Source organism: Klebsiella sp. GN_Kp190 (assembly GCF_040061795.1).
In the GTDB taxonomy this organism is placed as follows: Bacteria; Pseudomonadota; Gammaproteobacteria; order Enterobacterales; family Enterobacteriaceae; genus Klebsiella; species Klebsiella michiganensis.
In genome coordinates this window covers 1-21,110 of sequence record NZ_JBEAFN010000010.1, presented here as the reverse complement: position 1 = coordinate 21,110, position 21,110 = coordinate 1, and the positions used below count along the sequence as shown (strand labels likewise).

Annotated in this window: 19 protein-coding genes; 7 read left to right on the top strand and 12 right to left on the bottom strand. The window is 57.8% G+C overall.

The window, feature by feature from the left end; all coding sequences use genetic code 11:
* Positions 1 to 36: 36 nt before the first annotated feature.
* The 5 genes from surA to apaH all read left to right on the top strand — a co-directional run bounded on the left by surA (position 37) and on the right by apaH (position 4,475).
* Complete coding sequence (gene surA / locus ABLU67_RS07370; protein ID WP_004098530.1) at positions 37 to 1,323, top strand: peptidylprolyl isomerase SurA; 1,287 nt, start codon at positions 37 to 39, stop codon at positions 1,321 to 1,323.
* Between the two features lie 112 nt (positions 1,324 to 1,435).
* Positions 1,436 to 2,425: a 4-hydroxythreonine-4-phosphate dehydrogenase PdxA gene (gene pdxA / locus ABLU67_RS07365; RefSeq protein ID WP_025106472.1), complete on the top strand. Its 990-nt coding sequence runs from the start codon at positions 1,436 to 1,438 to the stop codon at positions 2,423 to 2,425.
* Positions 2,422 to 3,243 (top strand): 16S rRNA (adenine(1518)-N(6)/adenine(1519)-N(6))-dimethyltransferase RsmA, encoded by an 822-nt coding sequence (rsmA, locus tag ABLU67_RS07360; RefSeq protein WP_004098527.1) that lies wholly within the window; start codon positions 2,422 to 2,424, stop codon positions 3,241 to 3,243. The genes pdxA and rsmA overlap by 4 nt, the downstream gene beginning before the upstream one ends.
* A gap of 2 nt (positions 3,244 to 3,245) precedes the next feature.
* Positions 3,246 to 3,623, top strand: a complete 378-nt coding sequence (gene apaG / locus ABLU67_RS07355; protein ID WP_004098526.1) for a Co2+/Mg2+ efflux protein ApaG — start codon at positions 3,246 to 3,248, stop codon at positions 3,621 to 3,623.
* A gap of 3 nt (positions 3,624 to 3,626) precedes the next feature.
* Entirely contained in the window at positions 3,627 to 4,475 is an 849-nt protein-coding gene (gene apaH, locus ABLU67_RS07350) for a bis(5'-nucleosyl)-tetraphosphatase (symmetrical) ApaH (protein WP_348852231.1), read from the top strand.
* Positions 4,476 to 4,515: 40 nt separating this feature from the next.
* Here the strand turns inward: apaH and folA are convergent, their stop codons facing one another.
* The 12 genes from folA to citC form a co-directional block, all read right to left on the bottom strand.
* Positions 4,516 to 4,995, bottom strand: coding sequence for a type 3 dihydrofolate reductase (gene folA, locus ABLU67_RS07345; RefSeq protein ID WP_004098524.1), 480 nt, complete (start codon positions 4,993 to 4,995; stop codon positions 4,516 to 4,518).
* A 197-nt stretch (positions 4,996 to 5,192) separates the two neighbouring features.
* Positions 5,193 to 7,058, bottom strand: a complete 1,866-nt coding sequence (gene kefC, locus ABLU67_RS07340) for a glutathione-regulated potassium-efflux system protein KefC (RefSeq protein ID WP_032694437.1) — start codon at positions 7,056 to 7,058, stop codon at positions 5,193 to 5,195.
* On the bottom strand, positions 7,051 to 7,584 hold the full coding sequence (gene kefF / locus ABLU67_RS07335; RefSeq protein WP_004098522.1) for a glutathione-regulated potassium-efflux system oxidoreductase KefF: 534 nt from the start codon (positions 7,582 to 7,584) through the stop codon (positions 7,051 to 7,053). Before kefF ends, kefC begins: the two co-directional genes overlap by 8 nt.
* A gap of 149 nt (positions 7,585 to 7,733) precedes the next feature.
* Positions 7,734 to 7,967 carry a YgdI/YgdR family lipoprotein gene (locus ABLU67_RS07330; RefSeq protein WP_014227888.1) on the bottom strand — a complete coding sequence of 78 codons (234 nt, stop codon included), beginning with the start codon at positions 7,965 to 7,967 and terminating at the stop codon, positions 7,734 to 7,736.
* A gap of 388 nt (positions 7,968 to 8,355) precedes the next feature.
* A complete protein-coding gene (gene carB, locus ABLU67_RS07325) occupies positions 8,356 to 11,580 on the bottom strand; it encodes a carbamoyl-phosphate synthase large subunit (protein WP_014837385.1) in 3,225 nt (1,074 codons plus the stop codon).
* Between the two features lie 18 nt (positions 11,581 to 11,598).
* Positions 11,599 to 12,747 carry a glutamine-hydrolyzing carbamoyl-phosphate synthase small subunit gene (gene carA, locus ABLU67_RS07320; RefSeq protein ID WP_014837384.1) on the bottom strand — a complete coding sequence of 383 codons (1,149 nt, stop codon included), beginning with the start codon at positions 12,745 to 12,747 and terminating at the stop codon, positions 11,599 to 11,601.
* 457 nt (positions 12,748 to 13,204) lie between these two features.
* Positions 13,205 to 14,026 carry a 4-hydroxy-tetrahydrodipicolinate reductase gene (gene dapB, locus ABLU67_RS07315; RefSeq protein ID WP_004098517.1) on the bottom strand — a complete coding sequence of 274 codons (822 nt, stop codon included), beginning with the start codon at positions 14,024 to 14,026 and terminating at the stop codon, positions 13,205 to 13,207.
* 243 nt (positions 14,027 to 14,269) lie between these two features.
* Positions 14,270 to 15,178: a triphosphoribosyl-dephospho-CoA synthase CitG gene (citG, locus tag ABLU67_RS07310; RefSeq protein ID WP_025106470.1), complete on the bottom strand. Its 909-nt coding sequence runs from the start codon at positions 15,176 to 15,178 to the stop codon at positions 14,270 to 14,272.
* A 19-nt stretch (positions 15,179 to 15,197) separates the two neighbouring features.
* Positions 15,198 to 16,724, bottom strand: coding sequence for a citrate lyase subunit alpha (citF, locus tag ABLU67_RS07305; protein WP_085520376.1), 1,527 nt, complete (start codon positions 16,722 to 16,724; stop codon positions 15,198 to 15,200).
* A 10-nt stretch (positions 16,725 to 16,734) separates the two neighbouring features.
* Positions 16,735 to 17,604: a citrate (pro-3S)-lyase subunit beta gene (citE, locus tag ABLU67_RS07300; RefSeq protein WP_025106468.1), complete on the bottom strand. Its 870-nt coding sequence runs from the start codon at positions 17,602 to 17,604 to the stop codon at positions 16,735 to 16,737.
* On the bottom strand, positions 17,601 to 17,894 hold the full coding sequence (gene citD, locus ABLU67_RS07295; RefSeq protein ID WP_014227881.1) for a citrate lyase acyl carrier protein: 294 nt from the start codon (positions 17,892 to 17,894) through the stop codon (positions 17,601 to 17,603). Before citD ends, citE begins: the two co-directional genes overlap by 4 nt.
* Before the next feature lie 29 nt (positions 17,895 to 17,923).
* On the bottom strand, positions 17,924 to 18,952 hold the full coding sequence (gene citC, locus ABLU67_RS07290; RefSeq protein WP_102803120.1) for a [citrate (pro-3S)-lyase] ligase: 1,029 nt from the start codon (positions 18,950 to 18,952) through the stop codon (positions 17,924 to 17,926).
* Positions 18,953 to 19,357: 405 nt separating this feature from the next.
* On the opposite strand from citC, the gene citS reads away from it, so the two are divergent.
* Both citS and ABLU67_RS07280 read left to right on the top strand, forming a co-directional pair.
* Positions 19,358 to 20,698: a citrate/sodium symporter CitS gene (gene citS, locus ABLU67_RS07285; protein WP_014837380.1), complete on the top strand. Its 1,341-nt coding sequence runs from the start codon at positions 19,358 to 19,360 to the stop codon at positions 20,696 to 20,698.
* A gap of 160 nt (positions 20,699 to 20,858) precedes the next feature.
* Positions 20,859 to 21,092, top strand: a complete 234-nt coding sequence (locus ABLU67_RS07280; protein WP_348852230.1) for an oxaloacetate decarboxylase subunit gamma — start codon at positions 20,859 to 20,861, stop codon at positions 21,090 to 21,092.
* Positions 21,093 to 21,110: the final 18 nt, after the last annotated feature.

Genomic DNA, 21,110 nt, shown 5'->3' with positions numbered 1-21,110 from the left:
TAATCCGCAATTGCGGTTAATTGAAATGGAAAAAGTATGAAGAACTGGAAAACGCTGCTTCTCGGTATCGCCATGATCGCGAATACCAGTTTCGCTGCCCCACAGGTTGTCGATAAAGTAGCGGCTGTCGTCAATAATGGCGTTGTTCTTGAAAGCGACGTCGATGGCTTGATGCAATCGGTAAAACTGAACGCCGGCCAGGCCGGGCAGCAGCTGCCGGATGACGCCACCCTGCGTCATCAGATCCTTGAGCGTCTGATCATGGACCAGATTGTCCTGCAGATGGGCCAGAAAATGGGCGTGAAGATCTCTGACGATCAGCTCGACCAGGCCATCGCCAACATCGCCAAACAAAACAACATGACCATGGATCAGATGCGCAGCCGTCTGGCCTATGACGGTATTAACTACAGCACCTACCGTAATCAGATTCGTAAAGAGATGCTGATTTCGGAAGTACGTAACAACGAAGTCCGTCGTCGTATCACCGTTCTGCCGCAGGAAGTTGAAACCCTGGCCAAACAGATTGGCGATCAGAACGACGCCAGCACCGAGCTGAATCTCAGCCACATTCTGATCCCGCTGCCGGAAAACCCAACGTCCGAGCAGGTGGCAGAGGCTCAGGATCAGGCCAATTCAGTGGTTCAGCAGGCGCGCAGCGGCGCGGACTTTGGCAAACTGGCTATCACCTACTCTGCCGACCAGCAGGCGCTGAAAGGCGGCCAGATGGGCTGGGGCCGGATTCAGGAACTGCCGGGCATCTTCGCCCAGGCGCTGAGCACCGCGAAAAAAGGCGATATCGTCGGCCCGATACGTTCCGGCGTGGGCTTCCATATCCTGAAAATTAACGATATGCGCGGCGGCAGCCAGAACATCTCCGTGACCGAAGTTCACGCTCGCCATATCCTGCTGAAACCGTCGCCGATCATGAACGACGATCAGGCTCGGGCGAAGCTGGAGCAGATCGCGGCTGATATTAAGAGTGGAAAAACCACCTTTGCCAAAGCGGCAAAAGAGTTCTCTGAAGATCCGGGCTCTGCCAACCAGGGCGGTGATTTAGGCTGGGCGACGCCGGATATCTTCGATCCGGCCTTCCGCGACGCCATTCTGCGCCTCAATAAAGGCCAGACCAGCGCTCCGGTTCACTCCTCCTTCGGCTGGCACCTGATTGAGCTGCTGGATACCCGCAACGTCGACAGAACCGACGCCGCGCAGAAAGATCGCGCTTACCGCATGCTGATGAACCGTAAGTTCTCTGAAGAAGCGGCGACCTGGATGCAGGAACAGCGCGCCAGCGCCTACGTGAAGGTTCTGAGCAACTAATTGCATTAGCCTCATACACAACATCGCTCAGGGTGTATCGAGGCGGCTGAGCAAATCGCCCCGGTCTCTGACGGGGGCGACGAAGCGCAGCCAGTAAGAGACCGCCTGAAGGATGACGTGTATGAATCGAGTTGTTATCACTCCCGGTGAACCCGCCGGGATTGGCCCCGACCTCGTTGTGCAGCTTGCGCAGCGCGACTGGCCGGTAGAGCTGGTGATCTGCGCCGATGGCGCTCTGCTGTCTGACCGGGCGAACCTGCTCGGTCTTCCTTTATCGCTCCTGCCTTACAACCCCACCGCTCCCGCTACGCCCCAGCGTGCAGGCACCCTGACCCTTCTCCCCGTCGCGCTCAACGCGCCGGTTGAACCGGGCGTGCTCAACGTCAGCAACGGCAGCTACGTGGTGGAAACGCTGGCCCGCGCCTGCGATGGCTGCCTGAACGGCGAATTCGCCGCGCTGATTACCGGGCCGGTGCACAAGGGCATTATTAACGATGCGGGGATCGCCTTTACCGGTCATACCGAGTTCTTTGAAGAGCGCTCGCAGGCCAGTAAAGTGGTGATGATGCTGGCGACCGAAGCGCTGCGCGTGGCGCTGGTGACCACTCACCTGCCGCTAAAAGCGATAAGCGATGCGATTACCCCTGAGCTGCTGCGGGAAATCATCACTATCCTGGATCACGATCTGCGCACCAAATTTGGTATCAGCAACCCGCACGTGCTGGTTTGCGGCCTGAACCCGCACGCGGGCGAAGGCGGCCATATGGGGACGGAAGAGATCGATACCATCATTCCGGTGCTCGAAGAGATGCGCGCGAAGGGGATGAATCTCAGCGGCCCGCTGCCGGCGGATACCCTGTTTCAGCCGAAATACCTCGACCATGCCGATGCGGTACTCGCGATGTATCACGATCAGGGCCTGCCCGTGCTAAAATACCAGGGCTTTGGCCGCGGCGTGAACATTACGCTCGGTTTACCATTTATTCGTACTTCCGTTGACCACGGCACCGCGCTTGAACTTGCGGGCCAGGGGAAAGCGGAAGTCGGCAGTTTTATCACGGCGCTTAATCTCGCCATTAAAATGATTGTTAATACTCAATGAATAATCGAGTCCATCAGGGCCACTTAGCCCGTAAACGCTTCGGGCAAAACTTTCTCAACGATCAGTTTGTGATCGACAGCATTGTCTCGGCCATCAATCCACAAAAAGGCCAGGCGATTGTTGAAATCGGCCCCGGCCTCGCCGCGCTGACCGAACCGGTCGGTGAACGCCTCGACCAGCTCACCGTTATCGAGCTGGACCGCGACCTGGCCGCTCGTCTGCAGACGCATCCGTTCCTCGGACCTAAGCTGACGATTTATCAGCAGGACGCGATGACCATGAACTTCGGCGAGCTGTCGCAGAGCATGGGCCAGCCGCTGCGCGTATTCGGCAACCTGCCGTACAACATCTCGACCCCGCTGATGTTCCATCTGTTCAGCTATACTGATGCCATTGCCGATATGCACTTTATGCTGCAAAAAGAGGTCGTCAATCGCCTGGTTGCCGGGCCGAACAGTAAGGCGTATGGTCGGTTAAGCGTAATGGCGCAGTACTACTGCCAGATCATTCCGGTGCTTGAAGTTCCGCCGAGCGCCTTTACGCCGCCGCCCAAAGTCGATTCCGCCGTGGTGCGTCTGGTGCCTTACCGCACGCTGCCGCATCCGGTGAAAGAAGTGCGCGTACTGAGCCGTATCACGACGGAAGCCTTTAACCAGCGTCGGAAAACGATCCGCAACAGTCTCGGCAACCTGTTCAGCGTTGAGGTTCTGACCGAACTGGGCATCGATCCGGCGAAGCGCGCAGAGAATATTTCCGTAGCGCAGTACTGTCAGCTAGCTAACTGGTTATCTGAGAACGCGCCCACCAAGGAGAGCTAACCATGATTAATTCGCCCCGAGTTTGTGTACAGGTGCAAAGCGTCTACATCGAATCGCAATCTTCTCCGCAAGAAGAGCGCTACGTCTTCGCTTATACCGTGACCATTCGCAATCTGGGGCGGACGCAGGTTCAGCTTCTTGGCCGCTACTGGCTTATCACCAACGGCCACGGTCGTGAGACCGAAGTCCAGGGTGAAGGCGTGGTCGGCGAGCAGCCGCATATTCCGGCCGGCGGCGAATATCAATATACCAGCGGCGCGGTCATTGAAACGCCGCTGGGCACCATGCAGGGACATTATGCGATGATCGATGTGAACGGCGCGCCGTTCACCATCGAAATCCCTGTTTTCCGTCTCGCAGTACCCACTCTCATCCATTAAAACATGTCTACATACCTTATTGGCGACGTTCACGGTTGCTACGATGAACTGATCGCATTATTAGAGCAGGTGGAGTTTAACCCTGAGACTGATACGCTGTGGCTCACGGGCGACCTGGTCGCGCGCGGCCCCGGTTCGCTCGAAGTACTGCGTTTCGTGAAACAGCTTGGCGATAGCGTACGCCTCGTCCTGGGCAATCATGACCTGCACCTGCTGGCGGTCTTTGCGGGCATTAGCCGCAATAAACCCAAAGATCGGCTGAAATCGCTGCTTGAGGCGCCGGACGCCGACGATCTGCTCAACTGGCTGCGTCGTCAGCCGATGATGCAAATCGATGAAGAGAAAAAGCTGGTCATGGCCCATGCCGGGATCACCCCGCAGTGGGATCTGGAAACCGCCAAACAGTGCGCCCGCGATGTGGAAGCCGTACTTGCCAGCGACTCCTATCCGTTCTTCCTCGATGCGATGTACGGCGATATGCCGAACAACTGGAGCAGCGAACTCAGCGGCCTGGCGCGCCTGCGCTTTATCTCCAACGCCTTTACCCGCATGCGCTACTGCTTCCCGAACGGGCAGCTGGATATGTACGCCAAGGAGTCGCCGGAAAACGCGCCCGCGCCGCTCAAGCCGTGGTTTGCTATTCCCGGGCCGGTGGCCAGCGAGTACAGCATTGCCTTCGGTCATTGGGCTTCGCTGGAAGGGAAAGGCACGCCAGAAGGGATTTACGCGCTGGATACCGGCTGCTGCTGGGGCGGCGATCTGACCTGCCTGCGCTGGGAAGATAAAACGTACTTCACGCAGCGATCGAACCGGCAGAGCAATCTTGATGAAGGCGAGGCGATCGCCTCCTGAAGAGAGTCACCCCGGTGAGCGAACGTCACCGGGGAAAACCTTAGCGGCGCTCCAGAATCTCGAAGCAGTAGCTATGGGAATTCTGCGCATCCGCATCGTGGAACTCGCTGAATACCGACTCCCACTCATCCGGATCGTAATCCGGGAAGTGGGTATCCCCTTCCACTTCCGCATCAATATGGGTCAGATAGAGCTTGTGCGCTTTCGGCAGGAACTGCTCGTACACGCGTCCGCCGCCGATCACCATCATCTCTTCCACGTCGCCGCAGGCGGCAATGGCTTCATCGACCGATTTGACCCACTGCACGCGATCGTCGGTGCCGGGCTGGCTGCTAATCACGATATTTTTACGCCCCGGTAACGGACGACCGATGGATTCCCAGGTAAGACGTCCCATCACTACCGGTTTGTTTAAGGTATTGCGCTTAAACCAGGCGAGATCGGCAGGCAGATTCCATGGCATGGCGTTTTCCATACCAATGACGCGATCTACCGCTAACGCCGCAATCAGACTGATCATTGAATAATTCCCGAATGCAAAAAATTGTCGCCACTATACGGAAAGCGTAATACTTCGTCGACTGGGCGAAGAGTAAAGAATCAGAAAATTTTAAGATTTGCTGGCGAGCCCACGTAAGCCCCGTGAGCCGCCAGGCAGGATTTAAATTGAAAACAAAATGTTACTTGTAAAGCTAACGTAACACCCTGAATTCTCCCTTATGCCGAGGGCTTATTTTGCGGCTCATCGGCGATGTCACCGGTATGCCGTCCCTCTTCCGTTCCTTGCCAGCCGTGACGCTGAACCAGCGATAAATGATTGCGGTCTTCGTTGATAATGCCGGTCAGCATATCGCTGGTGCGCTTGAATACCGCCACCCGGGAAGCCGCGTCGTTTTCCGCCATCGCCACCATCTCTTCCACCATTTGCAGATTGAAACGGCGGAACAGATCGGCCCGTTCGCGGGCCTCGTAGGCGCCGAGGCCCAGCGCCTCCAGCGTCATGCGTCCGGACTTCAGCGCCGCTTCGAAGGTTTCACGCTCCGGCGCTTCGACCCCGGCCTGGCGCAGCTTGATGTAATGATCGACATCGCGGGCGCGGGAGATGATCTGCAGATGCGGGAAATGCTCTTTTGCCAGCTCCGTCAGCTGCAGGTTCGTCTGCGGATCGTCGATGGCGTTAATCAGCACTTCCGCCTTTTCCGCCCCCGCCGACTCCAGCAGGTCCACCCGCGTCGCATCGCCATAGAACACCTTCATATCAAATTTACGCAGGGTGTCGACGTGGTCAGGATCGTGATCGAGAATCACCATCTTAACCCCGCTGGAGAGCAGTACGCGGCCGGCGATCTGCCCGTAACGGCCAAAGCCGGCGATAATCACCCGCGGCTGCTCTTCGTCAATTTCATCGGCTTCGCGCTCCTGGCCGCTGGCGGATTTCTCCAGGCGGGTCAGCAGCACCAGCAGGATTGGCGTGGCCGCCATTGATAGCGCCACCGCGAGGGTCAGCGCCTTCGCCCATTCGCCGTCCAGGACATCGGCCATCTGCGCCGCGCCGAAGACCACAAAGGCGAATTCGCTCCCCTGCCCCAGCAGCACCGCAAACCAGCGGCGCTGGGCGCGCGGAACGCCTAACGGCCGGGCGATCAGCCACAGCATCAGAGATTTAATCACCAGGAATCCCACCAGCAGAATCAGGATCCGCAGCGGATGCGTCACCAGGGTACCGAAGTCGATAGACATCCCGACGCCGATAAAAAACAGCCCCAGCAGCAGGCCCTTAAACGGTTCAATATCGCTCTCCAGGGCGTGGCGGTACTCCGAGCTCGCCAGCAGCACGCCGGCGAGGAAGGCCCCCATCGCCATCGACAGCCCGACCTCTTCCAGCAGCAGCCCGAAGCCAAACACCAGGAACAGCGCCACGGCGCTGAAGACTTCACGCAGGCCGGAGCGCGCGACAAAACGCAGCATCGGCCGGGTCAGATAGCGTCCGAGCGCCACCACCAGCGCCAGCGCGCCCGCCACTTTCAGCGCCGAGAGCGCAAACGCGCCCAGCGTCGTCGAGCCGCCGCTCGCCGCCAGCAGCGGGATCATCGCCACCAGAGGAATGGCCGCGATATCCTGGAACAGCAACACCGCAAAGGCGCTGCGGCCCAGCTGGGTAACCGTCAGGTTACGTTCGTTCATCGCCTGCATAGCGATCGCCGTTGAGGAGAGCGCCAGGGTCATACCAATCAGTTCGGCAACCTGCCAGCGCAGACCCAGCGACATGCAGAACAGGCCAATCAGCACGCCGCAGACGACCATCTGCAGCGCCCCGCCGCCGAACACCGAGGCGCGCAGTTTCCACAGCCGCTGGGGATCGAGCTCAAGACCGATAACGAAAAGCATCAGCACCACGCCGATTTCCGCGAAGTGCAGAATCGACTCGGCGTCGGTGACCAGCCGTAGCCCCCACGGGCCAATAATACAGCCGGCAATTAGGTAGCCGAGCACCGACCCCAGCCCAAGGCGTACGGCAATCGGCACGATCAGCGCGGCGGATCCTAAATAGATCAGCGCCTGTATCAGCGTATGGCTATCCATTATTGTGCGCCTCCTGCCATTCGATTAAACGTTGACGGTAGTGGCGCGCCTGCGCCTGAAGGGTTTCGTCATCGCAGATAAAAGTGCAATGCATCGCGAACGGCGGCAGCCATTTCATGCCGCAATACAGCGCGGTCGCCTGCAGCGGTTGCGCCAGGACGTCGAAACCGGGAAAGGAACCAATATCAAAGTGGCTTTCGCCGCCGCCGGTGGTCACCGCCCACATCAGCGATTTACCGCGCAGCGCGATACCGTTGTGCCCGTACGCCCAGCCGTGCGCCAGCACTTTGTCCATCCACAGCTTGAGCAGCGGCGGCACGCTGTACCACTGCATCGGATGCTGCCAGATGACCAGATCGGCACGGGCCAGCGCCGCCTGCTCGGCAGCGATATCGATATTGAAATCGGGGTAAAGTTGATAGAGAGAGCGTATCTCGACGCCGTCAAGCGTCCCTGCCTGCTCAAGCATCCGCTTATTCGCATGCGAGTGCTGCGGATAAGGGTGCGCATAAATTATGAGGATCATTGATTAGCCTGCGTTAGCTCTTGTTGTAATCAGCAAGAGTGTAGACAGTTAATCGAACCGCTTACAGTGATAAGTGTGATTTATCTCTCGTTCAGGGCGAGGATCGGTCAGGCAGGCGTGACCCCGCGGTACGGGGCCGTGGATAACGCTTAGTTATCCAGTTCGTCCATGGACTTAACCTGATCGCGATTGATCTGCTCGGTGCGGCCGGTTTCCGCGTTTTTGTAGGACACCAGGCCGGTGTCGTCATCCACCTGCGGTTTGCCATCGGTGACAATGGTTTTTCCGTCGGTCGTTTTTAGCGACTGATTAGATGAACAGCCGGCCACGGTGAACAGTGCGGCAGCGGCGAAGATAGCAGCGGTGAGGGGCTTGTTGTGCATGGTGTTTCTCTCCCGTTATTAAGAGCCTATCCCATTAGGACTATTTCACTTGCCATTTTGGACCTGGGCAGTGCTCGAAATCCTCACGTACTACGTGTACGCTCCGGTTTCTCCGCGCTGTCCGTATCCAAACTGGCTGCGCCAATAACGCCTACTGGGATAGGCTCTAAGTCATATTCATTATCACCCTAACCACTTTAGGCTAGCTGACTGTCCGGCGAGAGAAAACCAGAACTCTCCTAAGTGGCCTGTTAACGCCGATCCCCCTGTTTTTGTTCGACGTTCAGCGCCGCGGGGAGCGTCACTTTATTCCGCCCAGGCTTATCGTCACGCAAAAAAAAGCGCCTCCGGCGTTGGCCACCGGAGGCGCTTTTACTGGCAGATAATATTACTTTTTAATCTGCGCGTGCATTTCCTGCACCGAGGTCACTTTTTCCATCGCGTTGGCATTCAGGGCCATTGCGGTCGCGAAACCACCGTTCAGCGTGGTGTCGTAGTGCACTTTGTACTGCAGGGCGCTGCGGCGAATCAGCTTGGAGTCTTCAATCGCCTGGCGGCCCGCGGTGGTGTTGATGATGTAGGTGTATTCGCCATTCTTGATGCGGTCCTGAATGTGCGGACGGCCTTCATGCACCTTGTTCACCAGACGCGGGTTGATGCCGGCTTCGCCCAGCACAATCGCGGTACCGTGGGTCGCATCCAGCTCGAAACCAAACTTCAGCAGTTTTGCCGCCAGATCCACCACGCGCTCTTTGTCGCCTTCGCGAACGGAGAGCAGCGCGCGTCCCTGTTTCTTCATCGTCGAGTTGCTGCCCAGCTGCGCCTTGGCGAACGCTTCCGCGAAGGTGCGGCCTACGCCCATGACTTCACCGGTAGAGCGCATTTCTGGCCCTAACAGCGGGTCGACGCCCGGGAATTTGTTAAACGGCAGCACCACCTCTTTCACCGAATAGTACGGTGGGATGATCTCTTTCGTGACGCCCTGCTGAGCCAGCGTTTTGCCCGCCATCACGCGCGCCGCGACTTTCGCCAGCGGTACGCCGGTGGCTTTCGAGACGAACGGGACGGTACGCGCCGCGCGCGGGTTGACTTCAATCAGGTAGACTTCGTTGTTTTTGACCGCAAACTGCACGTTCATCAGGCCGCGCACCTGCAGCTCAAAGGCCAGCTTCTGCACCTGCTCGCGCATCACGTCCTGAATTTCCTGGCTCAGAGTGTAAGCCGGCAGCGAACACGCGGAGTCGCCGGAGTGCACGCCCGCCTGCTCGATATGCTCCATGATGCCGCCAATCAGCACCATTTCGCCGTCGCAGATCGCATCGACGTCGACTTCAACCGCATCGTCAAGGAAGCGGTCCAGCAGCACCGGCGCATCGTTAGAGACGCTGACGGCGGTCTGGAAGTAGCGACGCAGGTCGATTTCGTCGTAGACGATTTCCATCGCGCGGCCGCCGAGAACGTAGGACGGACGCACCACCAGCGGGTAGCCAATCTCTTTCGCCTTTTCGACCGCCATTTCGATCGCGGTCACGGTGGCGTTCGCCGGCTGCTTCAGCTTCAGGCGGTCAACCGCGTGCTGGAAGCGCTCGCGGTCTTCCGCACGGTCGATGGCATCCGGGCTGGTGCCGATAACCGGCACGCCTGCCGCTTCCAGCGCGCGCGCCAGCTTCAGCGGCGTCTGGCCGCCGTACTGCACGATAACGCCTTTCGGCTTCTCAATGCGCACGATTTCCAGCACGTCTTCCAGCGTCACCGGCTCAAAGTAGAGGCGGTCGGAGGTGTCGTAGTCGGTAGAGACGGTTTCCGGGTTACAGTTGACCATAATGGTCTCGTAGCCGTCTTCGCGCAGCGCCAGGGAGGCATGGACGCAGCAGTAGTCGAACTCGATGCCCTGGCCGATACGGTTCGGGCCGCCGCCGAGCACCATGATTTTGTCGCGGTCAACGGACGGGTTGGCTTCGCACTCGTCTTCATAAGTGGAGTACATGTAGGCGGTGTCGGTAGCGAATTCCGCCGCGCAGGTATCCACGCGCTTGTAGACCGGGTGCAGGTCATACTGGTCGCGCAGCTTGCGGATTTCCGCTTCGCGCACGCCAGCCAGCTTCGCCAGACGCGCATCGGCAAAGCCTTTACGCTTGAGCTGACGCAGGAAGTCGGCGTCGAGGCCGGTAATACCGACTTCAGCCACTTTCTCTTCCAGACGCACCAGCTCTTCAATCTGCACCAGGAACCAGCGGTCGATATTGGTCAGGTTGAACACGCCATCAACGGAGAGGCCCGCGCGGAAAGCGTCAGCGATGTACCAGATACGCTCAGCGCCAGCATCTTTCAGCTCGCGGCGAATCTTGGTCAGCGCTTCCGGGTCATCGAGGCTCACTTTCGGGTCGAAACCGGTAGCGCCCACTTCCAGGCCGCGCAGCGCTTTCTGCAGGGACTCCTGCTGGGTACGGCCAATCGCCATCACTTCGCCCACCGACTTCATCTGGGTGGTCAGACGGTCGTTCGCGCCGACGAATTTTTCAAAGTTGAAGCGTGGGATTTTGGTCACGACGTAGTCGATGGACGGCTCAAACGACGCCGGGGTGCGGCCGCCGGTGATATCGTTCATCAGCTCATCAAGGGTGTAACCAACCGCCAGCTTCGCCGCCACTTTAGCGATCGGGAAGCCGGTGGCTTTCGAGGCCAGCGCCGAGGAGCGGGAGACGCGCGGGTTCATTTCGATAACGATCAGGCGACCATCTTTCGGGTTCACCGAGAACTGAACGTTGGAGCCGCCGGTTTCTACGCCGATTTCACGCAGTACCGCCATCGAGGCGTTACGCATGATTTGGTACTCTTTGTCGGTCAGGGTCTGCGCCGGCGCCACGGTGATGGAGTCGCCGGTGTGGATGCCCATCGCGTCGAAGTTTTCGATGGAGCAGACGATGATGCAGTTGTCGTTTTTATCACGCACCACTTCCATCTCGTACTCTTTCCAGCCGATCAGCGATTCATCAATCAGCAGCTCGTTGGTCGGCGAGAGATCCAGACCGCGTTCGCAGATCTCTTCGAACTCTTCGCGGTTGTAGGCGATACCGCCGCCGGTGCCGCCCATCGTAAAGGACGGACGGATGATGCACGGGAAGCCAACTTCAGCGGCAACCGCCAGCGCTTCTTCCATGGTATGCGCGATACCGGAACGCGCGGTATCGAGACCGATTTTCTTCATCGCCACGTCGAAACGGCGGCGGTCTTCGGCTTTATCAATCGCGTCGGCGGTCGCGCCAATCATGGTCACGCCGAACTCGGCCAGCACGCCCTGACGCTCCAGCTCCAGCGCGCAGTTCAGCGCCGTCTGGCCGCCCATGGTCGGCAGAACCGCATCCGGACGCTCTTTCTCAATGATCTTGCGCACCACTTCCCAGTGAATCGGCTCGATGTAGGTGGCATCAGCCATTTCCGGGTCGGTCATGATAGTGGCCGGGTTAGAGTTCACCAGAATAACGCGGTAGCCCTCTTCGCGCAGCGCTTTACACGCCTGGGCGCCGGAGTAGTCAAACTCACACGCCTGACCGATAACAATCGGGCCCGCGCCCAGAATCAGGATGCTTTTTATATCTGTACGTTTTGGCATGGCTCTCTTAACTCCTGATTATTTCGCGGACTGACGGTACTGCTCAATTAATTCGATAAAATGGTCGAACAGCGGTGCGGCATCGTGCGGGCCGGGGCTCGCCTCCGGATGTCCCTGGAAGCTGAACGCCGGTTTATCGGTACGGTGAATCCCCTGCAGGGTGCCGTCGAACAGCGACTTGTGGGTCACGCGCAGGTGGGCGGGCATAGACGCCTCATCCACCGCAAAGCCGTGGTTCTGCGCGGTGATCATCACCACGTTGTTATCAATATCTTTTACCGGATGGTTGCCGCCGTGGTGGCCGAACTTCATCTTCACGGTCTTCGCGCCGCTCGCCAGAGCCAGCAGCTGGTGGCCGAGGCAGATGCCGAATACCGGAATATCGGTCTCCAGGAACTTCTCAATCGCTGCGATAGCGTAGTCGCAGGGCGCCGGGTCGCCGGGACCGTTGGACAGGAAGATACCGTCCGGATTCATTTTCAGCACCTCTTCAGCGGAGGTCTTTGCCGGCACCACCGTCAGACGGCAGCCGCGATCGACCAGCATGCGCAGGATGTTGCGCTTGGCGCCGAAATCGTAGGCCACCACGTGGAACGGCAGCTCGCTTTCCGCTTTGGCTTCCGGCAGGTCGCCCGCCAGCGTCCAGCTCCCCTGCGTCCAGCTGTAGGTTTCTGCGGTGGTCACTTCCTTCGCCAGATCCATGCCGTTGAGGCCCGGGAACGCTTTCGCTTTTTCCAGCGCCAGCTGCGCATCCGGGCTATCGCCGGCGATGATGCAGCCGTTCTGCGCGCCTTTTTCGCGCAGCAGGCGGGTCAGCTTACGGGTATCGATATCGGCAATCGCCACGATATTGTGGCGCTTCAGATAAGAAGAGAGGTCTTCGGTATTGCGGAAGTTGCTGGCAATCAGCGGCAGATCGCGAATGACCAGACCCTGCGCATGTACCTGAGAAGATTCTTCATCGGCGGCATTGGTGCCGACGTTGCCGATATGGGGATAAGTTAGAGTGACGATTTGGCGGGAATAGGAAGGATCAGTGAGGATTTCTTGATAACCGGTCATTGAAGTATTGAAAACGACTTCCCCAACCGCCGTGCCGGTAGCCCCAATGGCCCGACCGTGAAACTGGGTTCCGTCTTCCAGAACCAATAGCGCTGACTTAATCAAAACACCCTCCAGAGAATATCCACTCACTTTATTTGCATATTAATTCATAATGTAGATCTGAATCAATGCAAATCTGTTGCCCGCAGAATTTTGGCAAACGGCGGCATTCTGGAGAGATGGCGGGTAAAAGTCAACTTAAAGCGGATATTTTTAATCTTGTTTCAGGCCACTATTCAGTAATACCTGCCTTAACGGGCAAAAAGATCACCTAACTCGCCCGGGAAAACGCTTGCGGAGGAGGATGTTTGTAAAATCGCCGGGCAGGGATTGAAAAAGTAGACCATATGGTCAAAATTTACAATAAAACAACAAAAACAAGGCGGATAAGATAGTATTTTTCAGGCTTGGCGATAAAAAAACGGTTAAACACCAAAAATAAAAAAGGGCAATAAAACATTGCCCTTTGCAATCAATTACTTATTGAAAGCAATAACCACATCACGATGGGTAATAATCGTTATAAAGAGTTCAATTCAAGCACATCACGCATATCAAAAAGACCGTTTTTCTTGCCTTTTAGCCATAATGCAGAACGAACGGCACCATTTGCAAAAGTCATCCGGCTGGAAGCCTTATGGCTGATCTCAATACGTTCGCCGATATCCGCAAACATCGCCGTATGTTCGCCGACGATATCCCCGGCGCGCACGGTCGCAAAGCCGATGGTGCCGGGAACGCGTTCGCCGGTATAGCCTTCGCGACTGTAGACCGCACACGCTTTCAGATCTTTATCCAGCGCTCCGGCAATCGCCTCGCCCATCGCCAGCGCCGTACCCGATGGCGCATCCACTTTGTGACGATGATGCGCTTCGATAATCTCAATATCGGTATAGTCGCCCATCACCTTCGCCGCTTTTTCCAGCAGCTTAAGCATCACGTTGACGCCGACGCTGAAGTTGGCGGCAAACACGATGGCGATCTCCTGCGAAGCGTCGCGAATCGCCTGCTTCCCGGCGTCGTCAAACCCGGTGGTGCCGATAACCATGCCTTTGCCGTGTTGACGGCAAAACGCAAGATGGGCCAGCGTGCCTTCCGGGCGGGTAAAATCGATGAAAACGTCAAAATCGTCTTTTACCGCCTCGAGGCTGCTTTGCACCACCACCCCTGACCTGCCCGCGCCCGCCAGCTCGCCCGCATCGCTGCCGAGCAGCGAGGAACCTTCGCGCTCCAGCGCCGCGCCAAGCGCCGCGCCGTCCATCTGTTGTACCGCCTGAATTAACTGGCGTCCCATCCGGCCGCCCGCGCCCGCGATGGCCACGCGGATTTGTGCATCATGCATAGCTATTCTCTTTTGTTAACACTACGTAAATTGTTTTCAGAGTAACCAGCTCATTGATGGGCCGCTACTCAAAAACACCGATAATTAGAAATTTATGACAAACTGCCGCCGATATCAGTAAAAACTATAAGATTGTGTCGGGAATTTGCCGTGGAGTAGTGAGGAGCGAGGAGCGCGCAGTCCGCAACCCCGGCCCGGCCCTGTATGGCCAATCCGGGGAATACGGCGACAGAAAAGCAGCGACTAGTGCAGGAACAGCTCGCCGGCCGGGAAACCGGACAGGAACCAGGTGACCGCCAGCAGGTCGGCGCTGCCGCCCGGGCTAAGGTGGCGAATAATCAACTCATCATCCAGCCGGCGCAGCGCCTCCAGCCCGCCATCGGTCAGCACTCCGCCTTCCCACAGCAGCTTTTGCGCCTGCTGCTGCACAAAATTGAGCCCTTCCAGCCCGCCGCGCGACACCAGATTGGTATCGTCATTCCAGGCCATCAGGTGCAGTAGAGTCTGCAGTAACGCCAGATTGGTATCGCCGGTGTCCGCCATAACGCGATTGAAGACCGGCATCGCCTGGGTGCGCACGGTGCGAAAGCCGCTCTCCGCTTCGCCTCTGGCGCCGGAGAGCCCGTAGCGCAGGAAATGCCCTTCGCCTTTACTGACCTTCATTCCTTCAGGAGAGGAGAGCTCGCGCCCGACCAGGCCGCGGCAGAAGCGGGCCACCCGATCGCAAACCCGGTGCTGTTCAACCGGCTCCCCTCTGGCCACCAGCCTTCCCGCCGCCGCGCTGAGCAGGCCAAAAGCGAAGATCGCGCCGCGATGGGTATTCACCCCGCCGGTAGCCTCCAGCATATCCGTCTCGCACGCCATGCCCACCGGACGCAGCATCGTCAATACCTGCTCCGGCGTGATATTGGCCGTGTCGTGGCCCATAATGAAAAACTTCTCCATCCATGGCGCGACAGCCGCCGTGCTGGCCTCAAAAGAGGCCAGATCCATATCCCGATGCGCGCCGGCGTTACGAATATCCACCAGGCCCGGTTTCGGCGTCAGGCGGACTTCGGTCAGCAGCGCCCGTTCCACGCGAGAAACTATCTCCTCCGCCGTCACCGTTTGACGGCTCAACGGGCGACGCTGGCTTATCATCACTTCGCTCATGCCTTTCTCCTCAGCGCGTTTAACCGGCGCTTTTAACCTGATGAATGACATCAATCACTGACCCGTCGCGATAGCGCACCACGGCCACCACCCGATCGGTGAAGGCGATCGGGTCAGGCTTGCCGGTCAACAGTTCGGCGCGCTGCTGCAGCTCTTCAATGGTCAGCAGCGGGATACCCGCGTTACGCAGGTTATCAATCAGGTCCTGACGCGCCGGGTTGACGGCGATACCGTGATCGGTGACCAGCACATCCACGCTGGCGCCCGGCGTCACGCGAGTCAGCACCTTCTCCACCACGCACGGGATGCGCCCACGCACCAGCGGCGCGGTGATAATGGTTAAATCCGCGCCCGCCGCCGTATCGCTGTGGCCGCCGGACGCGCCGCGCAGCACGCCGTTGGAGCCGGTCATCACGTTAACGTTGAATCCGGTATCGATCTCCAGCGCGCTCAGCATCACCACGTTCAGGCGTTCGCAGGAGACGCCTTTCGAACCGGGATTGGCGTACTGATTAGCGGAAATTTCAATATGGTTAGGGTTATTGGCCAGCGAACGCGCGGCATCGCCGTCAAAAGACTGGGTATCCAGCAGCGCTTTGATCAGCCCCTTTTCGTGCAGATCGACCATCGTGCCGGTGATCCCGCCCAGACCAAAGCTGGCGGTAATGTTGTTACGACGCATCTTATCTTCGAGGAAACGGGTCACCGCCAGCGATGCGCCGCCGGTCCCCGTCTGCAAAGAGAAACCGTCTTTGAAATAGCCAGAGTGTTCGATCACCTTCGCCGCCTGGCGGGCGATCAGCAGTTCGCGCGGGTTGCTGGTCAAACGGATCGCCCCGGCGGTGATTTTCGCCGGATCGCCGACCTCATCGACCTGCACAATCAGATCCACCCGATCCTGGGCGATGCTGGCCGGATAGTTTGGATAATCTACCCACTCTTCGGTGAGCAGCACCACGCATCCGGCGGCCTCGGCATCCACTCTGGCGTAGCCCAGAGATCCGCAGCGGGATTTACCGCTAAAGCCGTTGGCGTTGCCATATTCATCGCAGCACGGCACGCCGAGGAACGCCACATCAATGCGTAGCTCACCGGTTTGCACTAAATGCGCCCGGCCGCCGTGAGAGTGGATTTGTACCGGGTTTTCCATCAGGCCGGCGGAGATCGCTTCGCCCAGCTTACCGCGCAGACCCGAGGTATAAATCTGCCGGATCACGCCATTCTTAATATGCTCAATCAGCGGCCAGTGGGCATCGATAAGCGAGCTTGAAGCCAGCGTCAGATCGCGAAAACCCATCTCAGCCAGCTTCGCCACCACCATATTGACCACCTTGTCGCCGCCGCGGAAGGCGTGGTGAAAAGAGATGGTCATGCCGTTTTGCAGCCCGGAACGGCGAATCGCCTCCTCCAGCGAGGCGCAGATTTTACGCTGCCGCTTTTCGCTTTCGCTGGCCAGCCACGGGCTCTGCGCCGTTACGCCCGCATAGGGCGCTAATCCTTCCGGCATCACGTACTGCTGATTAAGCATTGCTACGGTCTCTTTCATTATTTACTCCTTAATCACGAATGCCGGAAGCCGACAGCGCCACGACTTTGCGCGCATGATCGATAATCGGTCCATCTATCATCTTGCCGTTCAGCGATACCACGCCCAGACCGCGCGCTTCCGCCTCTTCCGCCGCCGCGATCACCTCCCGCGCATGTTCAACGTCTTTCAGCGTGGGGGCATAAACCTGGTGCAGCAGCTCAATCTGGCGCGGGTTAACCAGCGATTTACCGTTAAAGCCAAGATTCTTCGCCAGATTCGCTTCCGCGAGGAAACCCTCTTCATTGTTAATATCCGACCACACCACGTCGTACGCCGCGATCCCGGCGACTCGCGCCGCGTGCAGCACCGCGCAGCGGGCGTAAAACAGCTCGGTGCCGTCGCCGCGGCTGGTGCCCATATCCATAACGTAATCGAAGGCCGCCAGCGCGATGGCCGACAGGCGCGGGCTGGCGCGAGCGATCTCAACCGCGTTCACTACGCCCAGCGCCGACTCTATCGCCGCCATTAATTTCGTGCTGCCCACTTCCCGGCCGCATTCGCGCTCAATCCGCTCGACCTGCGCTTCCAGCTCATGGATATCTTCTTTGCTATCGGTTTTCGGCAGGCGCACCATATCGACGCCCGCGCGCACCACCGCCTCAAGGTCGGCGAGACCAAACGGCGTGCTGAGCGGGTTAATGCGCACCACGGTTTCCACATCCCGGTAGAGCGGATGCTGTAGCGCATGATGCACCAGCAGGCGGGCGGTATCTTTTTCACGGAGCGAGACGGCATCTTCGAGGTCGAACATCACCGCATCAGCGCCGTAAACAAATGAGGTGCTTAACATCGCGGCGTTGGCGCCGGGGATAAACAGCATACTGCGACGAGGTTTCATAGCTGACTCCAGTGCGGTTGAGATTGTTGCGCAGCGCGCAGCGCCGCGGCCTGAACGCGAGCCTTCAGTACGCATTCGAGCGCGCCTTTATCATCGACGACGACGTTCGCCCGGGTAACGCCAAGCTGCGTCAGCGTCTCTCTGACCACCCGCTCAATCGCCGCGCCAAACTGCTGCTTCACAATGCTGTCGATTTCAAGCTGAATACCTGGCTCATTCGCAGGCCCGATCCTGACCATCACATCGCTGGATTCCAGCGTGCCGGCCAGGGCGTCAATCATCATTTCCATAGAGGCTGATCCTTAGTTATGGAGGTAAATCAGGCGGTTTGGTGTTCGCTTTCCGCCAGATGCATCAGAAAAGAGAGGGTTACCGGCGGCACCAGCGGCGCAATCGACGACCACTGGCGCTGCTGATACAGCCTGCGCACCCGGGAAGCGGAAATGGGCGCGCCCTCTTTCTCAACCCGCGCCAGCTCAACCACCTGAATCGCCGGCGCGTCGCCGGGCGCTTCCAGCAGCTGGCGCATGCGCTGGTTGTAGCGACGGGTTAATTCACAAAGCGGTTCGCTGCCGACAAAGCGGTGGGTCACGCCCAGCGCCGGGGCTAAACGTTCGCGAAAGAGCTGCAGATCGATCTGGCTGTGGCAATCGTCAACCACGCCTTTGTCTTTTAGGAAGTAGCCGGGAAAAGTGGCGCGCGAGATCAGATAGGCCGACCCCGGATGCAGGGTCACGTTGGCGATCCCGGCGATCCCCTGTTCAATCAGCGCCACGCGATCGCGGTAGCGGAAAAACGAAGCATCTTCCTTCACCACGAACAGATGCAGCCAGTCGCAGCGTTGAGCCGCCTGCTCCACCAGCCAACGATGCCCCAGGGTAAAGGGATTGGCGTTCATCACGATGGCGCCGATTTTTTCGCCGGGCTGACGATACATCGTAAGCTGGCGGCAATAGCGGGCCAGACGTTCGCGGCTATTTTCCATTAACACGGCCTGCTCCCCCGCGCGGGCGATAGGCCAGAACCCGGCGCAGGAGAAGAGCTCCGCGTTATAGGGTTTAGTGAACAGAAACAGCTCGCTGCGGCCCAGCTCATACGCCAGGGTCATCAGTTCAGTCAGCAGCTTCAGGCTGAGCCCTTCCCCCTGCAGCGACGGGTCGACGGCAATACACTTCAGAACGCATCCGGCAATGGCGCCGCAGCCGACAATGCGCCGCTGGTACTCGACGATAATCGCCCATTCGCAGTCCGCCTCCAGCGAGAGCTGGTGCTGATGAAGAAAGAGGTCAACGGCCTCTCGCCGCCGGGGGTCGAGCTGTACCGCGACGCGTTTTACTATCAGATTCATTTTTTTCGCGCTTCATTGACCAAAACGAGCTGTATTTCGCCATCGTTCCCGCAGCGGTTCTTTTATTTCAATCACATTTTTCCGCGTACCTTAATTGGCTTTATGGTTTTTATGTTGTTAATTAATTCAGAAGAATAAAAACAATTAAATTAATTAAAAACACGACTAATCAGTGAAGATAATCACATATCGCCGGGGAACATATTTATTATTATGCCGCCGTCCTATTATTGTTTTTTCTAACGGCATTAATACACAAAATCATTCAAGTTGCATCGAGGCGGTAACTGAATGAATCCCCAGGAGCTTACGCATAGTAAGTGACTGGGGTGAGTGAAGGCTGCCAACAAAGAGGCAGCTTGAAGGATGATGTTTATATTCCTTTTTTTAACAGGGTGACGTCATATGACTAATATGAGCCAGGCTCCATCTGCGGAGAAAAAAGGGGTTAGCGATATTCTGGGGTTTAAAATCTTCGGCATGCCGCTACCGCTTTACGCCTTTGCGTTAATCACTTTACTACTTTCACACTTTTATAATGCCCTGCCGACCGACATTGTTGGTGGCTTCGCGATCATGTTTATTATTGGCGCCGTTTTTGGCGAAATTGGCAAACGCCTGCCAATCTTCAATAAATATATTGGCGGCGCGCCGGTGATGATCTTCCTCGTGGCCGCCTATTTCGTTTACGCCGGCATATTCACCCAGAAAGAAATTGATGCAATCACTAATGTGATGGATAAAAGTAACTTCCTGAACTTATTCATCGCAGTATTGATTACCGGCGCAATCCTCTCGGTTAACCGTAAGCTGCTGCTGAAATCGCTGCTGGGTTATATTCCGACGATCCTTATGGGGATCCTCGGCGCATCCATCTTCGGGATTATCATTGGCCTGTGCTTCGGTATCTCCATCGACCGCATCATGATGCTGTACGTCCTGCCGATTATGGGCGGCGGCAACGGCGCGGGCGCGGTGCCGCTGTCTGAAATTTATCACTCCGTCACCGGCCGTTCGCGTGAAGAGTACTACTCCACCGCGATTGCTATCCTGACCATCGCCAACATCTTTGCCATCGTCTTTGCTGCACTCCTCGATATTATCGGTAAAAAACACACCTGGCTGAGCGGTGAAGGCGAACTGGTGCGTAAAGCCTCCTTTAAAGTCGACGACGATGAAAAAGCGGGCCAGATTACCCATCGCGAAACCGCCGTCGGCCTGGTGCTCGCCACCACCTGTTTCCTGCTGGCCTACGTTATTGCCAAGAAAATTTTGCCAAGCATTGGCGGCGTCTCTATCCACTATTTCGCCTGGATGGTGCTGATCGTCGCGGCGCTGAACGCTTCCGGCCTCTGCTCGCCGGAGATCAAAGCCGGGGCCAAACGCCTGTCTGACTTCTTCTCTAAGCAGCTGCTGTGGGTACTGATGGTCGGCGTCGGCGTGTGCTACACCGACCTGCAGGAAATTATCGACGCGATTACCTTCGCGAACGTCATCATCGCGGCGGTGATCGTGGTGGGTGCGGTCGTCGGCGCAGCCGTCGGCGGCTGGATGATTGGCTTCTTCCCGATTGAGTCCGCGATCACCGCCGGTCTGTGCATGGCCAACCGCGGCGGCTCGGGCGACCTGGAAGTGCTCTCGGCCTGTAACCGTATGAATCTTATCTCTTATGCGCAAATCTCCTCCCGTCTGGGCGGCGGTATTGTGCTGGTCATCGCCAGCATTGTGTTCGGCATGATGATGTAACCAACACGCACGATGGCGATGTTTGAGCGTCAACCACAGCGGTGCTCTTTAGGGTCCAGAGCCGGGGGCGGCTTCGGGAAATCCACCCTACTCCTTAGCCGGAAGTATCGTTTGGTTAGCCTTCAAACACGCCGTCGTGCCCTTACTTTAGGGTCTTTCAATGACTGAAGCTGTACTGCTGGGTGAAGGCTTCACCCTGATGTTTCTCGGCATGGGGTTCGTGCTGGCGTTTCTGTTTCTGCTGATTTTCGCCATCCGCGGCATGTCCGCCGCCGTCAACCGCTTCTTCCCCGAACCGGCTACCGCGCTGAAGGCCGCGCCCGCTGACGACTTCGCCCGCCTGGCGCCGGTGATTGCCGCCGCTATTCACCACCATCGCCGACTTAACCCTTAATTCACGGAGGAATCCATG